Origin of the sequence: uncultured Ferrimonas sp. (assembly GCF_947489035.1) — a bacterium.
Classification (GTDB): domain Bacteria; phylum Pseudomonadota; class Gammaproteobacteria; order Enterobacterales; family Shewanellaceae; genus Ferrimonas.
The window spans coordinates 43,573-60,865 of record NZ_CANLCI010000026.1; the positions used below are offsets into that span (position 1 = coordinate 43,573).

18 protein-coding genes are annotated in these 17,293 nt (G+C 54.0%); 9 read left to right on the top strand and 9 right to left on the bottom strand.

Translation table 11 applies throughout. The annotated features are described in order from the left end of the window. Positions 1 to 62 precede the first annotated feature (62 nt). From Q0796_RS14420 to Q0796_RS14455, 8 genes are all read right to left on the bottom strand, one after another. On the bottom strand, positions 63 to 278 hold the full coding sequence (locus tag Q0796_RS14420) for a hypothetical protein (protein WP_298444423.1): 216 nt from the start codon (positions 276 to 278) through the stop codon (positions 63 to 65). Between the two features lie 143 nt (positions 279 to 421). After that, on the bottom strand, positions 422 to 1,762 hold the full coding sequence (locus Q0796_RS14425; RefSeq protein WP_298444425.1) for an anti-phage deoxyguanosine triphosphatase: 1,341 nt from the start codon (positions 1,760 to 1,762) through the stop codon (positions 422 to 424). Between the two features lie 31 nt (positions 1,763 to 1,793). Beyond that, the gene (gene yfbR, locus Q0796_RS14430; protein WP_298444427.1) at positions 1,794 to 2,405 is read right to left on the bottom strand and encodes a 5'-deoxynucleotidase; all 612 of its coding nucleotides are present in this window, start codon (positions 2,403 to 2,405) and stop codon (positions 1,794 to 1,796) included. A gap of 8 nt (positions 2,406 to 2,413) precedes the next feature. Continuing rightward, positions 2,414 to 3,628, bottom strand: a complete 1,215-nt coding sequence (locus tag Q0796_RS14435) for a pyridoxal phosphate-dependent aminotransferase (RefSeq protein ID WP_298444429.1) — start codon at positions 3,626 to 3,628, stop codon at positions 2,414 to 2,416. 242 nt (positions 3,629 to 3,870) lie between these two features. Further along, a complete protein-coding gene (gene fldA, locus Q0796_RS14440; RefSeq protein WP_298444431.1) occupies positions 3,871 to 4,395 on the bottom strand; it encodes a flavodoxin FldA in 525 nt (174 codons plus the stop codon). Positions 4,396 to 4,438: 43 nt separating this feature from the next. Then, positions 4,439 to 4,726 carry a LexA regulated protein gene (gene ybfE / locus Q0796_RS14445; RefSeq protein ID WP_298444433.1) on the bottom strand — a complete coding sequence of 96 codons (288 nt, stop codon included), beginning with the start codon at positions 4,724 to 4,726 and terminating at the stop codon, positions 4,439 to 4,441. A 12-nt stretch (positions 4,727 to 4,738) separates the two neighbouring features. Then, positions 4,739 to 4,960, bottom strand: a complete 222-nt coding sequence (locus Q0796_RS14450; RefSeq protein WP_298444434.1) for a DUF2788 domain-containing protein — start codon at positions 4,958 to 4,960, stop codon at positions 4,739 to 4,741. A gap of 102 nt (positions 4,961 to 5,062) precedes the next feature. Beyond that, the gene (locus Q0796_RS14455; protein WP_298444436.1) at positions 5,063 to 5,836 is read right to left on the bottom strand and encodes an alpha/beta fold hydrolase; all 774 of its coding nucleotides are present in this window, start codon (positions 5,834 to 5,836) and stop codon (positions 5,063 to 5,065) included. A 208-nt stretch (positions 5,837 to 6,044) separates the two neighbouring features. On the opposite strand from Q0796_RS14455, the gene seqA reads away from it, so the two are divergent. The 3 genes from seqA (at position 6,045) to ylqF (ending at position 9,306) form a co-directional block, all read left to right on the top strand. Further along, positions 6,045 to 6,599 (top strand): replication initiation negative regulator SeqA, encoded by a 555-nt coding sequence (seqA, locus tag Q0796_RS14460; protein ID WP_298444437.1) that lies wholly within the window; start codon positions 6,045 to 6,047, stop codon positions 6,597 to 6,599. Positions 6,600 to 6,617: 18 nt separating this feature from the next. Then, on the top strand, positions 6,618 to 8,255 hold the full coding sequence (gene pgm, locus Q0796_RS14465; protein WP_298444439.1) for a phosphoglucomutase (alpha-D-glucose-1,6-bisphosphate-dependent): 1,638 nt from the start codon (positions 6,618 to 6,620) through the stop codon (positions 8,253 to 8,255). Positions 8,256 to 8,376: 121 nt separating this feature from the next. Continuing rightward, complete coding sequence (gene ylqF / locus Q0796_RS14470) at positions 8,377 to 9,306, top strand: ribosome biogenesis GTPase YlqF (protein ID WP_298444441.1); 930 nt, start codon at positions 8,377 to 8,379, stop codon at positions 9,304 to 9,306. 55 nt (positions 9,307 to 9,361) lie between these two features. Here ylqF and msrA read toward each other — a convergent pair whose 3' ends face one another. Further along, positions 9,362 to 9,844 carry a peptide-methionine (S)-S-oxide reductase MsrA gene (gene msrA, locus Q0796_RS14475; RefSeq protein WP_298444443.1) on the bottom strand — a complete coding sequence of 161 codons (483 nt, stop codon included), beginning with the start codon at positions 9,842 to 9,844 and terminating at the stop codon, positions 9,362 to 9,364. A 185-nt stretch (positions 9,845 to 10,029) separates the two neighbouring features. Between msrA and astE the strand changes: the two genes are divergently transcribed. The 6 genes from astE (at position 10,030) to Q0796_RS14505 (ending at position 17,124) form a co-directional block, all read left to right on the top strand. After that, complete coding sequence (gene astE / locus Q0796_RS14480) at positions 10,030 to 11,037, top strand: succinylglutamate desuccinylase (RefSeq protein ID WP_298444444.1); 1,008 nt, start codon at positions 10,030 to 10,032, stop codon at positions 11,035 to 11,037. 172 nt (positions 11,038 to 11,209) lie between these two features. Next, the gene (locus Q0796_RS14485; RefSeq protein ID WP_298444446.1) at positions 11,210 to 12,394 is read left to right on the top strand and encodes a thiamine pyrophosphate-dependent dehydrogenase E1 component subunit alpha; all 1,185 of its coding nucleotides are present in this window, start codon (positions 11,210 to 11,212) and stop codon (positions 12,392 to 12,394) included. Then, complete coding sequence (locus Q0796_RS14490; RefSeq protein ID WP_298444447.1) at positions 12,394 to 13,371, top strand: transketolase C-terminal domain-containing protein; 978 nt, start codon at positions 12,394 to 12,396, stop codon at positions 13,369 to 13,371. Before Q0796_RS14485 ends, Q0796_RS14490 begins: the two co-directional genes overlap by 1 nt. A gap of 9 nt (positions 13,372 to 13,380) precedes the next feature. After that, complete coding sequence (locus tag Q0796_RS14495) at positions 13,381 to 14,943, top strand: dihydrolipoyllysine-residue acetyltransferase (RefSeq protein WP_298444449.1); 1,563 nt, start codon at positions 13,381 to 13,383, stop codon at positions 14,941 to 14,943. A 236-nt stretch (positions 14,944 to 15,179) separates the two neighbouring features. Next, positions 15,180 to 16,244, top strand: a complete 1,065-nt coding sequence (gene nadA / locus Q0796_RS14500) for a quinolinate synthase NadA (RefSeq protein ID WP_298444450.1) — start codon at positions 15,180 to 15,182, stop codon at positions 16,242 to 16,244. 70 nt (positions 16,245 to 16,314) lie between these two features. Then, the gene (locus tag Q0796_RS14505) at positions 16,315 to 17,124 is read left to right on the top strand and encodes a CHAD domain-containing protein (protein ID WP_298444452.1); all 810 of its coding nucleotides are present in this window, start codon (positions 16,315 to 16,317) and stop codon (positions 17,122 to 17,124) included. Positions 17,125 to 17,293 lie beyond the last annotated feature (169 nt).

Consider the following 17,293-nt stretch of genomic DNA (forward strand, 5'->3'; position numbering starts at 1 on the left):
GTGCCGGTTTTTTTGTGTCCGTTTATCCCCCAATGCAATGCAGGCGATTGCTGCGACGGTGGCTACCACACGATGGTATTGGCAATCGGGGCGATCAGCATCACCAAGATGATGGCAACACAGCTAAATTGCACCCAATAATCACTGATCTGCTCAAGCTGTTGCTGCTTATCAATGCTTCGATCTGGGGGCTGCTTGGCCGCACGGAAGTAGCGGTAGCCCCAATACAGATTACCGAAAATGAAGATGGCTAAAACCAGCAATAGTCGCGCTTCCATGGATCACTCCTGCAGGCATTACTGGCAGTACTATAACCAGGCCAGCCCAGGGATCGGGGCTGCCTTCACTGGTGGAACTGTTGTTAATGGCTTGTTGCTGTCAGGCTTTCTTTACTGAGCCATGCTGGCGCGAGGTTCGGGGATCATTCGATTGAATGAAAGTCGCCGGATCTGGGGCTGCTGGAGAACAGATCGTGGTGTAATTTGGCGGCGAAATCATCGGTCATGCCGCTGAGGTAATCACTGAGCACACGATAGCCACGCTGATCCCCTTGTTGCTGCGCTTGCTGCCATTTGAGCTTGGTGCCACTGGGCAGCAGTCGTTCTGGTTCACTGGCTAAGGCACTGAACAGTGCCATCACCACCTGTTGGCCTTTAAACTCCTGCCGTTGCACTGAGCTGTGCAGAATGACGTTGCGATAAACAAACTGCTTTAAGCAGTCTAACAACAGGGAAAAAGCATCGGGCAGGCCGGCTTGATACGCCAGTAAGGGGTCACAAAACTGGTTGTGTTGGCGTACTTCAATGGCGGTAACAAAGCCGTTGACCAAGGCGCCAATCGCTTTTTTCCGGTGGTGATTCTCGCTGGCGAACAAACGCTGGGTTAATGAGGCCAGTTGCTTAGGGGTGTACGGGCTGAGCGGATCATGGCTTAAGGGATCGATCACCTGCTGTTGCCATTGGGGTTGGGTGATGATCCCTAATACGATGGCATCTTCTAAATCGTGCACCGAATAGGCGATATCGTCGGCCAACTCCATGATGGTGCAATCTAAGGATTTTGCCGCGCTGCGGCCATGCTCTTGTGCGGTTGGGGCTTGGCGCAAGGCGAGAAAGTGCTCGCGATCGGCCTCGTTTAGTGGCTGCAACACCCAGTTATAGATGTCGAGATCATCATCAAAGATCGCCTTGGCCGGTAACCAAGATTGGGTGTGCAAAAAGCCGCTGCTGTGGGCTGGCGGCAAGGCCAATCGTTGCACCTTGGATTGCAGCACGGGGTATTTCAGCACACCCAGCAACGTTCGGCGGGTTAGGTTCATGCCGTGGCTTTCAGTGTAGGGCTCAAGCTTGGCCAAAATGCGAAAGGTTTGGCCGTTGCCTTCAAAGCCGCCGTGATCGCGCATCATGTAGTTCAGCGCCACTTCGCCGCCGTGGCCATAGGGTGGGTGGCCAATATCGTGGGCCAAGCACAGCGCTTCGATCAGTTGATCGTCAAACAGCGGCGCTAGGTGGGGGTAACGATTACGCAACTGCGCGTTGATGCCACTGCCAATTTGTGCGGATTCAATCGAATGGGTTAAACGGGTACGGTGAAAGTCGTTAAGGCCAATGCCCAGCACCTGAGTTTTGGATTGCAGCCGGCGAAATGCCGCGCTGTGCAGCACCCGTGCTTTGTCACGCTGAAAGCGAGAACGCTGATCTTGCTGTTTGCTCGAGTTGCCCGGCAAGCGCCGTTGCTGCCAATCGGTGGTGACTGCGGTCATGGTGCGCTTCCTCTGGATGTTGGGTGCTGGCTTAACGGCGCTGCTGCGATTGGGTCAAACTGTCGAGGGTGTTGTTGCACGAAGCCAAGAACACATCCAAAAAGTAGGCCACCTCGGGCTGCTGCCTTAGCTCGGCGATCCGTGGTTCCATCTTCGCCACCACATGATCAAATTCGTGGTTGTGGTGGGCAAGTTCATCTTTGGCTTTGACGTAAGCGCAGATGATGTCGGCGGCTTTGACCACCGCAGCGTATTCAGGCTCGATGTTGTTTTGCACCACCAGATCGGCAAAGGCGCCGCGCAGCTCAGGCGGTAAACTGTCAAGGCACTGTTGCTCCGCCGCTTGTTCCAGCAGTTTAAATTCTTTGGTGATCTGCGGGTTGGAGTACTTTACCGGACTTACGATGTCCCCCAACCAGGTTTCTGAGCACTCATGATACAAGGCGGTAGTGGCGGCCTTTTCTGGGCTGAGGGTGCCACCAAACTTGCTGTTTTTAATCACCGTTAATAGGTGGGCGACAATCGCCACTTGGTGGCTGTGCTCGGCAACGTTTTCTGGCTTAACGCAAAACATCAACGACCAGCGCCGGATCAGCGGCATCCGGAATAGCCACGCAAGAAAAGTACTGGAGGGTTGGCTCATGGGGGCTCCTACTGGCGATAGCGGCTTAAGAAGTGCTCGAAGTTGTCCATCGCTTTGGACAGATCCTCAAGGTGGGGCAAAAACACCACGCGCACGTGATCCGGCTCGGGCCAATTAAAGGCGGTGCCTTGCACCAGCAGGATTTTCTCCTGCATCAACAAATCCAGCACCATCTGCTGATCGTCCACCAAGTTGAATTTTTTCACATCGAGCTTGGGGAAGGCGTACATTGCGCCTTTGGGCTTGTAGCAGCTGACCCCATCAATGGCATTGAGCCGTTCGACCACCAGATCCCGCTGTTGGCACAAGCGGCCGCTGGGCAGGATCAGCTCGTTAATGCTTTGGTAGCCCCCGAGGGCGGTTTGGATGGCGTGCTGCATCGGCACGTTGGCGCACAACCGCATTGAGGCCAGCATCTCTAAGCCATCGACGTAATCACGAACATGATCACGACGGCCAGAGAGCATCATCCACCCCACCCGAAACCCGGCCACGCGGTAGGCTTTGGATAAGCCATTAAAGGTGATGATGAACAGATCATCGGCCAAGCTGGCGGTGGGGATGTGTTGCACGCCGTCGTACAGCACGCGATCGTAGATCTCATCGGAAAAGACAATCAGGTTGTGTTCGCGGGCGATCTGCAGCAGCTCCAGCAGCATCTCGCGGCTGTACACAGCACCGGTGGGGTTGTTGGGATTAATGATCACCAAACCACGGGTTTGAGGGGTGATCTTGCGGCGAATGTCGTCTAAATCCGGCATCCAGTCGGCTTGTTCATCGCACAGGTAATGTCGTGCTTTGCCGCCGGCCAGATTAACCCCTGCGGTCCACAGTGGGTAATCAGGGGCGGGCACCAAAATCTCGTCGCCGTTGTTGAGCAAGCCTTGCATCGCCATCACGATCAGCTCGGAGACGCCGTTGCCGATGTAGATGTCTTCTACGTCCACATCGCGAATGCCCACCTGCTGATAGGACTGCACAATTGCTTTACGGGCGGAAAACAACCCTTTGGAATCGCAGTAGCCTTGGCTTTCCGGCAGGTTGTGGATCACGTCGCGGATGATCTCTTCCGGCGCTTCAAAACCGAAGGGGGCAGGGTTGCCAATGTTCAGCTTCAGTACCCGGTGGCCTTCCTCTTCTAAGCGCTTGGCCTCTCGCGCCACCGGACCGCGAATGTCATAACAAACGGAGTTAAGTTTGTTGGATTTGGTCAGTGGCTTCATCAGCGGATCCTTACTGCTAAGACTTGGATTTACAGCAAATTTATCGGTTTGCTTGCATGGTTTAGTCACCATAACCAATTCGTTTACGCTGGGAAAGGCTGCAGTGGCCACAATTTGCTGGTCGGTTAGGCCAACGGGGCCAGTGGTTATCGTTGCAGAATCGTCGCGCGCTGGGGCGCCGTTGCTGAATTTTGGCCACAAAAAAGGCCGCACATGGCGGCCTTTTTGATGTGGGGCTTGGCTTATGCCAATTCTGCCAGACACATCTCTTCGTAGATCTGCTTAACCCAAGCGTCTACGCGGTCGTTGGTCAGTTCTGGCTGACGATCTTCGTCGATGCCCAAACCAACAAAACACTTGTCGTCTTCCACCAAGGCTTTAGAGGCTTCAAACTCGTAGCCTTCAACCGAGGTGTGGCCCACGATGATGGCGCCGCGATCGCGAACGATGTCAGCCAGCTGGCCCATCGCATCCAAGAAGTACTCGGCGTAGTCTTCTTGATCACCACAACCGAAGATCGCAACCAGCTTGTCGGTGAAGTCCAGTTGCTCTAATTCTGGGAAGAAATCATCCCAGTCACACTGAGATTCGCCATAGTACCAAGTTGGGATCCCGAACAGCAGCAGGCTAAACTCGTCGATCTCTTCCTTGCTGCTTTTGGCGATGTCTTTTACTTCAACCAAGTCGCCAAGTTTCTTTTGGATCATTTTAGCTACGGCTTCGGTGTTACCGGTGTCGCTGCCAAAGAACAGACCTACGCTTGCCATTCTTTATACCTATGCATTTTCTTAATGTGGATACGAACACTCATTAGGAGTGATCGGCGTCAATATCAAACTGCTCTTGCAGGATAGACTCGATCAGTTGACCACGAGTGAGGTTACTGTCCAATGCTTTGTCATTCAAGGCGTTAAAAAGCGCCTCTGACACCTTAAACTCAATGCGTTTAAGGCCGTTGGACTTGTCACGTTGCATTTGATTTCGCTTATTAATGCGAAGTTGCTGCTCACGCGACATCGGATTCGTTCTGGGGCGACCACGGCGTTTTTCCGTGGCAAACATATCCAGAGTCGTTCTATCGGATTTTTCTACTGCCATGAGTGAAACGATTTAGCTGAGCCCCGAGCCTTCCCAAAACATTTGGATCAGACCCTTGGCAATAAACCCGGCACAGCCTAAAAACAGTACCAGCCATACAACAAAGCGGCCAAAAGGAGGCACTTTACCTTGTTTAAGAACGTCCTTGATGGATAGGCCAATCAAGAGGAATACTCCCGCAAAAAACAGGTTTAGGCCCAAAGCCTCCAACTGTTCATAGTGGTCGATCAACATATCCCTACCTTCCTGGCATTCCGAGGTCGCGCACTATAGCACAGCGGCGCCATTCCATTCCAACCTTACGGCGGATCCAGACTAAGTAACTTTGGCGAGTTATCAAGAGTTTGGCAGGGATCGAAAAAATCGAATTGCGAGCCGGTTAAATTGCGCCGGTTTTTCTGCGTGCAGCCAGTGGCCGGTGCCGTTAATGATGTGGGCCCGCGCCTGCGGGAAACGGCTTAAAATTTCCGCTCGGTGCTCTGCCAAAATGTAATCCGACTGTTCGCCTTTCACCATGATGACGGGGCCTAAGAAGGGCGGCAGCGGCGGCAGGGCGCCAATAATGTGGTCATAACTGGCGATGATTGCCGCCAAGTTGATGCGCCAATGGAAACCGCCCTGAGCGTCACGGGTGAGGTTTTTGGTCAGAAACGCGGCGGTGGCCATGTCGATGCCCAACTGCTGCAGCTGCTTTTGCGCTTGGCTGCGCTGGCTGATGGCGGTTAATTCTAAACGGGGCAGTGCGGTTAAAATGGTGTCGTGGCGACGGCCATAAGCGACCGGAGCAATGTCGGCCACCAGTAAGCCATCCACCTGAGCAGGGAACATCTGCGCGTAGGTCATGGCCACTTTGCCGCCAAGGCTGTGGCCGAGTAGGCTCCAGCGGTCGATCTGCAGTTGTTGGCGCAGTTGCTCTAACTGTTCTGCGACCTGATCAAACTGAAATAATCCCTCTAATGGCGAGCCGCCATGACCGGGCAAACTGACGCGTAAGGTCGCGAAACCGGCCTCGCGCAGGGCACTGGCGCAGCCTGCGAGGTTGTCTAAGTCGCCAAAGAGGCCGTGGATCACCACGACAGTGGGGCCATCACCTTGCCATTGATACTGCATTGTCATCCTTAAATTGCTGCGGCAGCTTTGTTGCGGCGCATTTTGATCAAACTCATGGTGTAAATGCAACTGCGGCGCAACTTCGGGGCTGTAAAAGTAGACAACTGAAATTGACGACGACAGCTTTTGCCACTTTGCCGTAGCCAGCGTCAATTTTGGCTGGTTATAATGCGGGGAATTGGGATCAGCAAAACGATACGAAAAAGCAATGAAATACATTGAAATCGATGACGAGCTGTATCGTCATATCGCCGGTAATACGCAACGGATTGGTGAAAGCGCTTCAGACATTTTGCGCCGTTTATTGGGGCTGCAAGTGGCGGCCAACGCTGAAGAAGCACCAAAGCAAGTTAGCCAGCCGAGCCTAGACGCCGCGCCAGCACAGCCACGAACGGTGACACCAGTGCGCTCTGCGTCTGCCGAAGCCGGTGTGTTTGAAGAGCTTTTAAGTGATAAAGCGTTGGGTAAGCAAAAAGGCGCCGTTGGCCGCTTTATCTACTTGCTGGACGCCACGTATCGTCAGTTCCCAAGCAGTTTTGATGCGGTGTTGCAGATCCGAGGCCGAGATCGCCTTTATTTCTCCACCAGCAAAGAAGCGCTGTTAAAAGTCAGTAAAACCGCCAATCCAAAACAGATTGGTGCCAGCCCTTACTGGGTGAGCGCAAACAATAACACTCGGAAAAAACAGACTATTCTTGAAGAGGTACTGGTAAGCCTGGGTTGCGATAGCGACATTGCTGGCCAGATCGCCACTCAGATCTAATCTGCCCAAGGACATTGAATGACAATGCATGACCGAGCGGGCACTGTTGCCCGCTCTGTTGATCTGGTTGATATCCCACAGCTGATCAGCAGTTACTACACCCTTACCCCACAGATGGACAACACCGCCGAGCAAGTCAGCTTCGGCACCTCTGGCCACCGTGGCAGCGCCTTTAAGCGCAGCTTTAACCAAGCGCACATCTACGCCATCACCCAAGCGGTGATTGATCACCGTCGACAGGCGGGGATCAACGGGCCGATGTTCTTGGGGTTTGATACCCACGCATTAAGCCAGCCGGCGTTTTACTCTGCGTTAGAGGTGTTGGCGGGTAATGGCGTGCCGGTACGGATTCAAAGCAACCACGGCTTTTTGCCAACGCCGGTGTTGTCGTTTGCGGTGATCCGCCATAACCGTCAGCACAGTGAACTGGCCGATGGCTTGATCCTCACCCCAAGTCACAATCCACCCCAAGATGGCGGCATCAAGTACAACCCGCCCCATGGTGGCCCGGCAGATACTGACGTCACCGGTTTTGTGGCCGAGCGCGCCAATTTTTATCTGCGGAATAATCTGGATGGGGTACGCCGGGTTAATCGCGATGTGGCTGAAGCAACCAAGCTGATCAAAGCGGTTGATATGATTGGCAGCTACATCGATGCCCTTGGCAGCGTGGTGAACCTAGACGCCGTCGCCAAAGCTGGCGTGAGCATTGGTGTTGATCCCATGGGCGGTGCAGCGGTCTCGGTGTGGTCGCGCATCGCCGAACGCTACAACCTTAAACTGACGGTAACCAACGATCGCGTTGATGCTGCCTTTGGTTTTATGGCGCTGGATAAAGACGGCGCCATTCGCATGGATTGTTCCAGCAGCGCCGCGATGGCACCGCTGCTGGCACTAAAAGATCAGTTCGACTTGGCCTTGGCGAACGATCCCGACGCGGATCGCCACGGCATTGTTTGTGCCGACGGCGGCCTGATGAACCCGAACCACTACTTAGCGGTGGCCATCGATTACCTGTTAGGGCATCGAGTGGGTTGGGGCACCGATGCGGCCATTGGTAAAACATTGGTGTCAAGCGCGATGATCGACAAGGTTGTGGCGATGCATCAGCGCGCCTTGATGGAAGTGCCTGTTGGCTTTAAATGGTTTGTTGATGGCTTAGCAAACGGCACCGTGGTGTTTGGCGGTGAAGAGAGCGCCGGCGCCAGCTTCCCAGACTTCGGCGGTGAAGCATTCTCTACCGATAAAGATGGCTTCATCTTGTGTTTGTTGGCGGCGGAGATCTTAGCGGTAACCGGCGCATCCCCAGCGGCGCATTACCGCAAGCTGGAACAGCAGTTTGGTCGCCATCACTACCGCCGTGTTGACGCGCCGGCCACTGATAACGTGCGTAATGCGCTGAAAAACCTCAGTGCGGACGATCTGGATCAAACCGAACTGGCTGGCGACGCCATTACCGCCACACTGACTGCAGCACCGGGCAACGGCGCGGCCATTGGTGGCTTAAAGGTGGTGACGGATCGCGGCTGGTTTGCGGCGCGCCCATCGGGCACCGAGCCCATCTACAAGATTTACGCTGAAAGCAGTGACAGCGAAGCGCACCTTGAGCAACTGCTCGACCAAGCGCAGCAGTTGATTGCTAAAATCAGTGGCTAAGGGTTAGCCCAAAACGGACAAGGGAAGCCAGCGGCTTCCCTTTGTTTTATCTGCGTTAGTGGAGCCTTGCTTACAAGCAGGGTAAACTTGCGCGCCTGTTAATTTGTTGAAGAGAAGAGTTATGGCACTGCAGTGGTTCCCTGGCCATATGAATAAGGCCCGTCGCGAGATCAAAGAGGTGATGCCGCAAATGGACGTGATCATCGAAGTGCTCGATGCTCGTGTGCCGTACAGCAGCGAAAACCCAATGGTGGCGCAGCTGCGCCGTGACAAACCGGTAATCAAGATCTTCAACAAAGCGGATCTGGCCGATCCGGTGTTGACCGAGCAATGGATGGCCTATCTGGAACAGCAGCGCGGGGTAAAAACCTTAGCGCTGGATACCGATAAGTCGAACCATGTGCATAAGATCAGCGAGCTGTGTAAGAAGATGGTGCCCCATAAAGTGGGCAACGATAAGCAGATCAAGGCGATGATCATGGGCATTCCCAACGTGGGCAAATCCACGTTGATCAACACCATGGCGAAGCGCATTGTGGCGAAAACCGGTAACGAGCCTGCGGTAACCAAAGCGCAGCAGCGGATTAAGCTGGAAGACGGCATCATGCTGTACGATACCCCTGGCATGCTGTGGCCCAAGCTGGAAAACGAACATTACGGCTTCCGTTTAGCGGCCATTGCTGCCATTCGCGATACCGTGGTTAACTACGAAGAGTTAGGCAGCTATGTATCGGAATACCTGCTGGCCACCTACCCAGAGCGTTTGTCGGAACGTTATAAGCTGGAGCAACTGCCAGAAACGGACTGGGAGTTTATGGAAGCGGCGGGTAAGAAACGCGGTTGTGTGAAAGGCGGTGGTCGAGTTGATTTAGAGCGTTTTGGCGCCATTTTGATCAACGAACTGCGCGACGGCACCTTAGGTGGCATCACTCTGGAAACCCCAGTGATGATGGAACACGAAGAAGCGGAACTGCAGAAAAAGCGTGACCGTGAAGAAGCGGCCAAACTGGCCAAAGAGGAAGAGAAGAACCAGCGTCGTCGTCGCCGCTGAATGACTTCTTGCCTAACAAAGCCCGGATGATTCCGGGCTTTTTTGTGGCTGCGAATTAAAAAAACGGCAGATGACAAGTGGGCAGTTGATGCTTACCGAGGTAGTTTTGGTGGTATTCCTCGGCCAGATAGAAGGTTTGTGCCGGGCTTATCTCCGTCACAATGGTTTTCCCAGCCCAGTAGCCACTCTGGCCTTGCTGTCGTTTCGATAGCAGTGCCTGTTGACGTTGGCTGTCATCATGGAAAAACACCACGCTTCGATACTGGCTGCCCACGTCTTCCCCTTGTTGAAACAAGGTGGTGGGATTATGGAACTGCCAAAACACCGCTAAAATCTCGGGAAAGCTGACAACCCGCTCATCAAACTCCAACTGCACCACTTCGGCGTGGCCGCTGTCGCCTTGCTTTACCTCGGCGTAGCTTGGGTGCTCAATATGACCGCCCATATAACCACAGCGTACGGCAGTAACACCGTCAATCTCTTTCAGAAATTGCTCTACACCCCAAAAACATCCGGCGCCGATCGTTGCTGTGGCCATATCTTTTCCTCTTTGCTGCAGACTTAACCGTGATCTAATTCGTCATGGCAGTTAAGCCGTTTGGATGGCTATATGTCCGTAAGCTTAATGTAACAGCAGCAAGATCACAACATCGGCGCAAAAGAGAATTCTGTTGGGGCGATTGTTACAATGCGTCGATAGTCGAACGCCCAAGGAGAGGTGCTGTGCTACAACACAATCAAGATCTGCTTGCTCATACGCTGGCCCATCCACAATCCCTGCCACAAACCGAACGCTTTACTCTGACCGATGGCACTGTGGTGTCGTTAGCGGAAGTGGGCGTACTGCGGTTTGAACCCCAGCAGCCGCAAGGGGCTGATCTGGTGCTGTCTGCCGGTGTGCACGGCAATGAAACCGCCCCCATCGAGTTAGTGAACCGCTTGGTTAAACAGTTGCTTAGTGGTGTGTTGCCATGCCGTAACCGCTTACTGATCTTATTGGGTAACCCACCGGCGATGGTGGTGGGCAAGCGCGAGCTTGAACACAACATGAATCGCTTGTTCAGTGGCAATCACCAACGTTATCAAGGCGACGAAGCCAACCGGGCCAAGGTGCTAGAAGCAGCGGTTCAGGACTTTTTTGAGGCGCGCGCGGGCGAGCGTTATCACTACGATCTGCACACTGCGATCCGTGATTCGAAACGAGAAAAATTTGCCATCTACCCGTTTCGCCATGGCAAGCCATGGAAAAAGCAGCAACTGCGTTTTCTGGCCAATTGCGGAGTCGACACCACCTTATTGATCCATTCGCCGCAATCCACTTTCAGCTATTTTAGCTCGAACCAGTTTGGTGCCGACGCCTTCACGGTAGAGCTTGGTAAGGTGCGCCCCTTTGGTCAAAACGATCCCAAATCCTTGGCTCAAATCGAGGCACAACTGCAACGCTTTATTGCGGCACAGCCACTGCAATTGGGCGAAGACGCGGCGATGACGGTGTTTGATGTGGCGCAAGAGATCAATAAGAACTCGGCCGATTTTGCACTTAACTTTGCCGATAACGCAGCTAACTTCAGCGAATTCAAACAAGGCGAGCTGTTGGCCAGTGATGGCGAACAGGAGTTTAGAGTGCAAGCCAAGCAAGAAGCGATTGTGTTCCCTAATGCCAAGGTCGCCACTGGCCAACGGGCACTGCTTACAGTCGTGCCGGTGGGGCCAGATCAACCGTTTGTGTAAAAAGGTCTGACCGAAGGCGGTTGTAAATAGCGATTTACAGAACCGCGCAAAGCCAGTGGTGGCGCAATCTCTCCCTTGGTTGCACCACCTTTCTGTGGCAGGTAGTTTTCAACAAGCTGATAAAAATAATCACAATTTGGCAACCCCACACATGACAACCGGACGTTAAGTGATGACAGACAATTCTGCCCAGTTAGGGCAACAGCATCAGGCGCAACTGGTCGATGGCCACGCCTTCAACTTCCCTACGTTGAAGGTGCTGCAAGCTGATGGCAGCGTGTATGAGCAAGCTCAGCTGCCGCAAATCGACCAAGCGTTAGCGCTGAAGATGTACCACAGCTGCGTATTCACCCGAGTATTGGATGAACGCATGCTGGCGGCCCAGCGTCAGGGGCGGATCAGCTTCTACATGACCTGTACCGGCGAAGAAGCCGCCGTGATTGGTGCCGCAGCCGCGTTAGACGCAGAAGACATGATCATGGCGCAGTACCGTGAACATGCGGCGTTGCACCTGCGCGGTTTTACCACCGAACAATTTATGAACCAGATGTTCTCTAACGAGCTGGATCTGGGCAAAGGTCGGCAGATGCCGATCCATTACGGCAGCAAAGCGCTGCATTACATGACCATTTCGTCGCCACTGGGCACGCAAATTCCGCAAGCCTCAGGCTACGCCTATGGCCAAAAGATGCAGGGCAAAGACAACGTCACGCTGTGTTTCTTCGGTGAAGGCGCGGCATCGGAAGGGGACTTCCATGCGGGCCTGAACATGGCCGCCGTGCATGCGGCTCCGGCGATTTTCTTCTGTCGTAACAACGGCTATGCCATCTCGACGCCCGCCAATGAACAGTTTGCGGGCGACGGCATTGCCCCCCGTGGCATGGGTTACGGCATCAAAACCATTCGGGTTGATGGCAACGACATGTTGGCGGTATTGGCCGCGACTCAGTTGGCGCGCAAAGTGGCGCTAGAGCAAAGCTGCCCAGTACTGATCGAAGCGATGACCTACCGCTTAGGCGCGCATTCCAGCTCGGATGATCCATCCGGTTACCGCAGCAAAGAGGAAGAGGCCAAGTGGCAGCAACACGATCCGGTGCTGCGCTATAAGCTGTGGTTGATTGCTCAAGGTTGGTGGGATGAAAGCGAAGATGAAGCGCTGTTCCAGCACTACAAACAAGAGGTGTTGGCGGCGGTGAAGGTGGCAGAGAAAATCGATATGCCACCGCTCAGCTCGCTGGTAACCGACGTGTTTGACGAAGTGCCTAAGCATCTGCAACAGCAACTTGAGCAAGTGAAAACCCAAGTGCAGCAATACCCAGAATATTACCGCCTCACCGCTGGCAAGGAGCAGAAGTAATGGCTCAAATGAATCTACTACACGCCATTAACGAAGCCCTTGATATTGCCATGGGCAATGATGAACGAGTGCTGGTGTTCGGCGAAGACGTTGGTCACTTCGGCGGGGTGTTTCGTGCCACCGCCAAGCTGCAAGATAAGTACGGTAAGGCGCGTTGCTTTAATACGCCGCTGACTGAGCAGGGGATCATCGGTTTTGCCAACGGCTTGGCCGCGCAAGGGATGCGCCCGGTTGCTGAGATCCAGTTTGCCGATTACATCTTTCCGGCCTTCGATCAGATCGTTAACGAAACCGCCAAGTTCCGCTATCGCAGCGGCAATGAATTTGATGTCGGCGGCTTAACCATTCGTACCCCATACGGTGGTGGCATTGCCGGTGGTCACTATCATTCGCAGTCACCAGAAGCCTACTTTACCCAAACCCCAGGGTTGAAAGTGGTGGTGCCGCGTAACCCAGAACAAGCCAAAGGGCTGTTGTTGGCTTCGATCCGCGACGATAACCCAGTGATCTTCTTTGAACCTAAACGGATCTATCGCGCTTCGGTAGGTGAAGTGCCAGAAGGGGATTACGAGATCCCACTGTCGCAAGCGGAAGTGGTGCAAGAGGGCACAGACATCACCCTACTGGGCTGGGGCGCACAGATGGAGTTGATTGAAAACGCCGCTAAGCGTGCCGCCAAAGAGGGGATCAGCTGCGAGATCATCGATCTGCGTACGTTGATGCCGTGGGATGTGGACACCGTTGCTGCCTCGGTGGTGAAAACGGGCCGCTTGCTGATCAGCCACGAAGCCCCGCTCAGCGGTGGCTTTGCCGGCGAGATCGCCGCCACCATTCAAGATCAATGCTTCTTACATCTGGAGTCGCCAATCGCTCGCGTGTGTGGCTTGGATACGCCGTACCCATTGTCGTTGGAAAAGGAACACATGGCCAACGAACACAAGATCTTTGAAGCGATCAAAACCAGCGTCAATTTCTAAGGAGTGGCAATGATTAAGGATTTTATCTTGCCGGATATCGGCGAGGGCGTAGTTGAGTGTGAACTGGTGGAATGGCTAGTGGCCGAAGGCGACACCATTGCCGAGGATCAGCCAATTGCCGATGTGATGACCGATAAAGCGTTGGTGCAGATCCCCGCTCCCTACGAGGGCGTGATCACCAAGTTGTACTATCGCAAAGGCCAAGTGGCGAAGGTGCACCAGCCGTTGTTCCAAGTGGAACTGACTGGCAGTACCGAGCAACCCGCGCCAGTGGCAGCCCCAGAGCCTGCCGCGGCAATCGCACCAACACCGGCGAATAACACTCAGATCAACGACTTTATTTTGCCCGACATTGGCGAAGGCATTGTGGAGTGTGAGCTGGTGGAATGGCTGGTGGCCGAAGGCGACCACGTTGACGAAGATCAGCCGATTTGCGATGTGATGACCGACAAAGCGTTGGTGCAAATTCCCGCCAAAGAAGCCGGCGTTATTCATAAGCTGTATTACCGGAAAGGCCAAGTGGCTAAGGTGCATCAGCCCTTGTTTGCGTTGGCGGTAGCGGGCACAAGCCAAGCCGCAGCAGATGCTGCGGTAAATGGCAACGCAGCGGCAGCGGTTGTGAGCGCTGACGTTACTGACAGCGGCCACACATCAAGCAGCGCAAATCGCGGCGGTAAGGCCGTTGCCAGCCCAGCAGTACGGCGCTTAGCGCGGGAAAAAGAGGTGGATCTGAGCTTGGTGGCCGGAACCGGTAAAAATGGCCGCATCTATAAAGAGGATCTGCACCGCTACTTAGAAGTGGGCAGCAGTGACGCTCCAGCCGCCGCTGCGACAGCGCCATCCACCCCTGTTACCGCCGCCAGTGACGGCGACCGAGTTGAGCCGATCCGCGGCATTAAAGCGGCGATGGCGAAGCAGATGGTTGCCTCGGTCCAGACCATTCCTCATTTCACTTACTGTGAAGAGTTTGATCTGACTGAGCTGGTGGCATTGCGGAAAAACCTGAACGCACAATATGCTGATCAGGGCATCAAGCTAAGCTTTATGCCGTTCTTTATTAAGGCATTATCCTTGGCGGTGGCGCAGTTCCCCGTGGTTAACAGCCGCGTAAATGCAGACTGCACAGAGCTGACCTACTTGGCGGATCACAACATTGGCATGGCGGTTGATGGCAAGCTGGGCTTGATGGTACCGAACATCAAACAGGTGCAACACAAGTCGATTTTGGAAGTGGCCGATGAAGTGAAGCGGTTGATCAAAGCCGCCCGTGATGGCCGCGTTGCTCCTGCGGATCTGCAAGGTGGTACCATTTCGATCTCGAACATTGGTGCCATTGGCGGCACCATTGCCACGCCGATCATCAATAAACCCGAAGTGGCGATTGTGGCGCTGGGTAAACTGCAGCAGTTGCCGCGCTTTAACAGCAAGGGCGAAGTGGAAGCTCGCACCATCATGCAAGTGAGTTGGTCTGGGGATCACCGCGTGATTGATGGCGGCACCATTGCGCGCTTCTGCAACTTGTGGCGCAACTACCTAGAACAGCCAGAGATGATGCTGATGGCGATGCGTTAAGTCGCAGCACCTCACAGCACCAAAGTCACAAGGCACCGTAATGGTGCCTTGTTTGTTTTGGTCACTTGCCGGAGACAAGACGTGCTGCGGTTAAGTGGCGGCGCCAAGGCGTACAGAACCGACCGAAAAGCAGCAATTAACGTGGATTTAAATGGCAGTATTGTTCGGTTGGAGGTTAACCTGAGTTTCAGCTTTTCGTATAATGGCGCCAATTCGTAGTAGAGGCACTGATCTGAATGTTAGAAGCACCCGTGGTTGACGACTTGCACTACCCCTTCCCGCCAAAGCCACTGCCGTTAACCGACGCGCAAAAGGCTGAGACAAAAGCACGCATTAAACGCTTGCTGCAAGAGAAGGACGCGGTGCTGGTTGCGCACTATTACACCGATCCTGAGATCCAAGCGCTGGCAGAAGAGACCGGCGGTTGTGTGGCTGACTCATTAGAGATGGCCCGTTTCGGTAACGATCATCCGGCGAAAACCCTTGTGGTGGCTGGGGTGCGCTTTATGGGGGAAACCGCAAAAACCCTAACCCCAGAAAAAACCGTGCTGATGCCAAACCTCGATGCCACCTGTTCGTTGGACTTAGGTTGCCCAGCGGATCAGTTTGCGGAATTTTGCGATGCTCACCCGGATCACACTGTAGTGGTGTACGCCAACACCTCGGCAGCGGTTAAAGCCCGTGCTGATTGGGTGGTCACCTCTTCTATTGCGTTAGAGATTGTCGAGCACCTGGATAGCGAAGGTCATCAAATCATCTGGGGGCCAGATCGTCACCTAGGGGGTTACATCGCCAAGCAAACCGGCGCTGAAATGCTGATGTGGCAAGGCGCTTGTGTGGTTCACGACGAATTTAAAGCCAAGGCGTTGTTTGAACTGAAAGCAGCCAACCCGAATGCGGCGGTACTGGTGCACCCAGAATCCCCCGAATCCGTGGTGGCCATCGCCGATGCCGTAGGGTCCACCTCGCAGCTGATCAAAGCCAGCCAAGAGATGGATAACGACACCTTTATCGTGGCGACCGATAAAGGGATCTTCTACAAGATGGAGCAGCTCTCACCAGAGAAAACCTTCATCGAAGCGCCAACCGGCGGTAATGGCGCGACCTGTCGTAGTTGCGCCCACTGCCCATGGATGGCAATGAATGGCCTTGATGCCATTGCCAAGTCGTTAGAAAACAGCGACAAGAGCGAGCATGAAGTGCACGTTGATCCGGCCTTGGCCGAAAAAGCGATGATCCCGCTAAACCGGATGCTGGATTTTGCTGCCACCTTAAAGGCGGTAGTGAAAGGCAACGCCTGAGCCGAGTCTGAACCTATACTGAAAAGCACCGCTTAGGCGGTGCTTTTTTGTGTCTGGATGGGAGAAGACGATGACCGAAGGATTGGTTGCTGGGATCTGCGCCCGGGTTCGTTTGCAATATCATCATGCGCTGGCGCAGTTAGCAGCAGTTGAAAAGGGTGAAGATATTGAGGCGTTGCACCGCTATCGGGTTAGCCTGCGGAAAAGCCGTTGCTTGCTGGATCTGTTTATAGAGCAGCTGTGGCAGACTCCTGCCTGTGCTATGTCGGCCAGCATGGCGCAGCAGGCGCGCGTGACCAATCGGCTGCGCGACATCGACGTGTTTGTGCACAGCCTTGAGCAAAATGATCTGCAAATTCACCTGCTGCAATTGCGAAAGCAAGAGCAGCAACAGATGTTGGTGCAGCTAAAGCAGTTAGAGCGCGAACAGCTGTTGTGTCAGGCACTATTAGGGCTGAAGTGGCCCCGCAATGAGATGCTGCTGACTGAGTGCGTTTCGATGGTGTCGGAAGGGTTAAGACAAAGCATCGTTAATCGCTGTGAAGTGGCGTTGGCCAGCAATAAGAGCAAGCATTGGCACAAGGTGCGCTTGCTGATTAAAAAGCAGCGTTATCTGGCGGATCTGTGTTTACCTCAAGGCCGTTCTGGCCACGCCCAAGAGTGGCAAGACAGGCTTGGGCAGTTTAATGACAGTTGCACTCAGCTTACTCTTTTGCACTCGTTAACGGAGTTAACGCCAAATCTGGAAGTGCGGATCGATGGCCATGTGGAACGGCTACAGCAACTGAAACAATCGCAGAAATGCGCACTGGTGCAGTTGTGTCAGCAAGAGTTGGCGAAAAAAGACCCATTCGGTTTGCTGGTAGAAAAAAACCGTTGACGCTACCGCAGTAACTCCCTAATATGCGCTTCCCGTAGCAACGGCTTAAACGCCTGCATTGCTGCGAACATTAAAGGTCAGGTGTTTGAATCGCTGCCGTTGCGAAGCAACAGTGGTATTAAGCACGCCTAGCGTGGTTCTTCAGCCTACGCAAAGGTTTGACCCGAGT

Excerpts from the sequence above, each read along its gene's own strand:
- ylqF (WP_298444441.1), top strand. The coding sequence starts at position 8,377 with ATGGCACTGCAGTGGTTCCCTGGCCATATGAATAAGGCCCGTCGCGAG.
- msrA (WP_298444443.1), bottom strand. The coding sequence starts at position 9,844 with ATGGCCACAGCAACGATCGGCGCCGGATGTTTTTGGGGTGTAGAGCAA.
- Q0796_RS14420 (WP_298444423.1), bottom strand. The coding sequence starts at position 278 with ATGGAAGCGCGACTATTGCTGGTTTTAGCCATCTTCATTTTCGGTAAT.
- pgm (WP_298444439.1), top strand. The coding sequence starts at position 6,618 with ATGACAATGCATGACCGAGCGGGCACTGTTGCCCGCTCTGTTGATCTG.
- Q0796_RS14490 (WP_298444447.1), top strand. The coding sequence starts at position 12,394 with ATGGCTCAAATGAATCTACTACACGCCATTAACGAAGCCCTTGATATT.
- ybfE (WP_298444433.1), bottom strand. The coding sequence starts at position 4,726 with ATGGCAGTAGAAAAATCCGATAGAACGACTCTGGATATGTTTGCCACG.
- Q0796_RS14425 (WP_298444425.1), bottom strand. The coding sequence starts at position 1,762 with ATGACCGCAGTCACCACCGATTGGCAGCAACGGCGCTTGCCGGGCAAC.
- nadA (WP_298444450.1), top strand. The coding sequence starts at position 15,180 with ATGTTAGAAGCACCCGTGGTTGACGACTTGCACTACCCCTTCCCGCCA.
- Q0796_RS14455 (WP_298444436.1), bottom strand. The coding sequence starts at position 5,836 with ATGCAGTATCAATGGCAAGGTGATGGCCCCACTGTCGTGGTGATCCAC.
- fldA (WP_298444431.1), bottom strand. The coding sequence starts at position 4,395 with ATGGCAAGCGTAGGTCTGTTCTTTGGCAGCGACACCGGTAACACCGAA.
- Q0796_RS14450 (WP_298444434.1), bottom strand. The coding sequence starts at position 4,960 with ATGTTGATCGACCACTATGAACAGTTGGAGGCTTTGGGCCTAAACCTG.
- Q0796_RS14485 (WP_298444446.1), top strand. The coding sequence starts at position 11,210 with ATGACAGACAATTCTGCCCAGTTAGGGCAACAGCATCAGGCGCAACTG.
- Q0796_RS14505 (WP_298444452.1), top strand. The coding sequence starts at position 16,315 with ATGACCGAAGGATTGGTTGCTGGGATCTGCGCCCGGGTTCGTTTGCAA.
- yfbR (WP_298444427.1), bottom strand. The coding sequence starts at position 2,405 with ATGAGCCAACCCTCCAGTACTTTTCTTGCGTGGCTATTCCGGATGCCG.
- Q0796_RS14495 (WP_298444449.1), top strand. The coding sequence starts at position 13,381 with ATGATTAAGGATTTTATCTTGCCGGATATCGGCGAGGGCGTAGTTGAG.
- seqA (WP_298444437.1), top strand. The coding sequence starts at position 6,045 with ATGAAATACATTGAAATCGATGACGAGCTGTATCGTCATATCGCCGGT.
- Q0796_RS14435 (WP_298444429.1), bottom strand. The coding sequence starts at position 3,628 with ATGAAGCCACTGACCAAATCCAACAAACTTAACTCCGTTTGTTATGAC.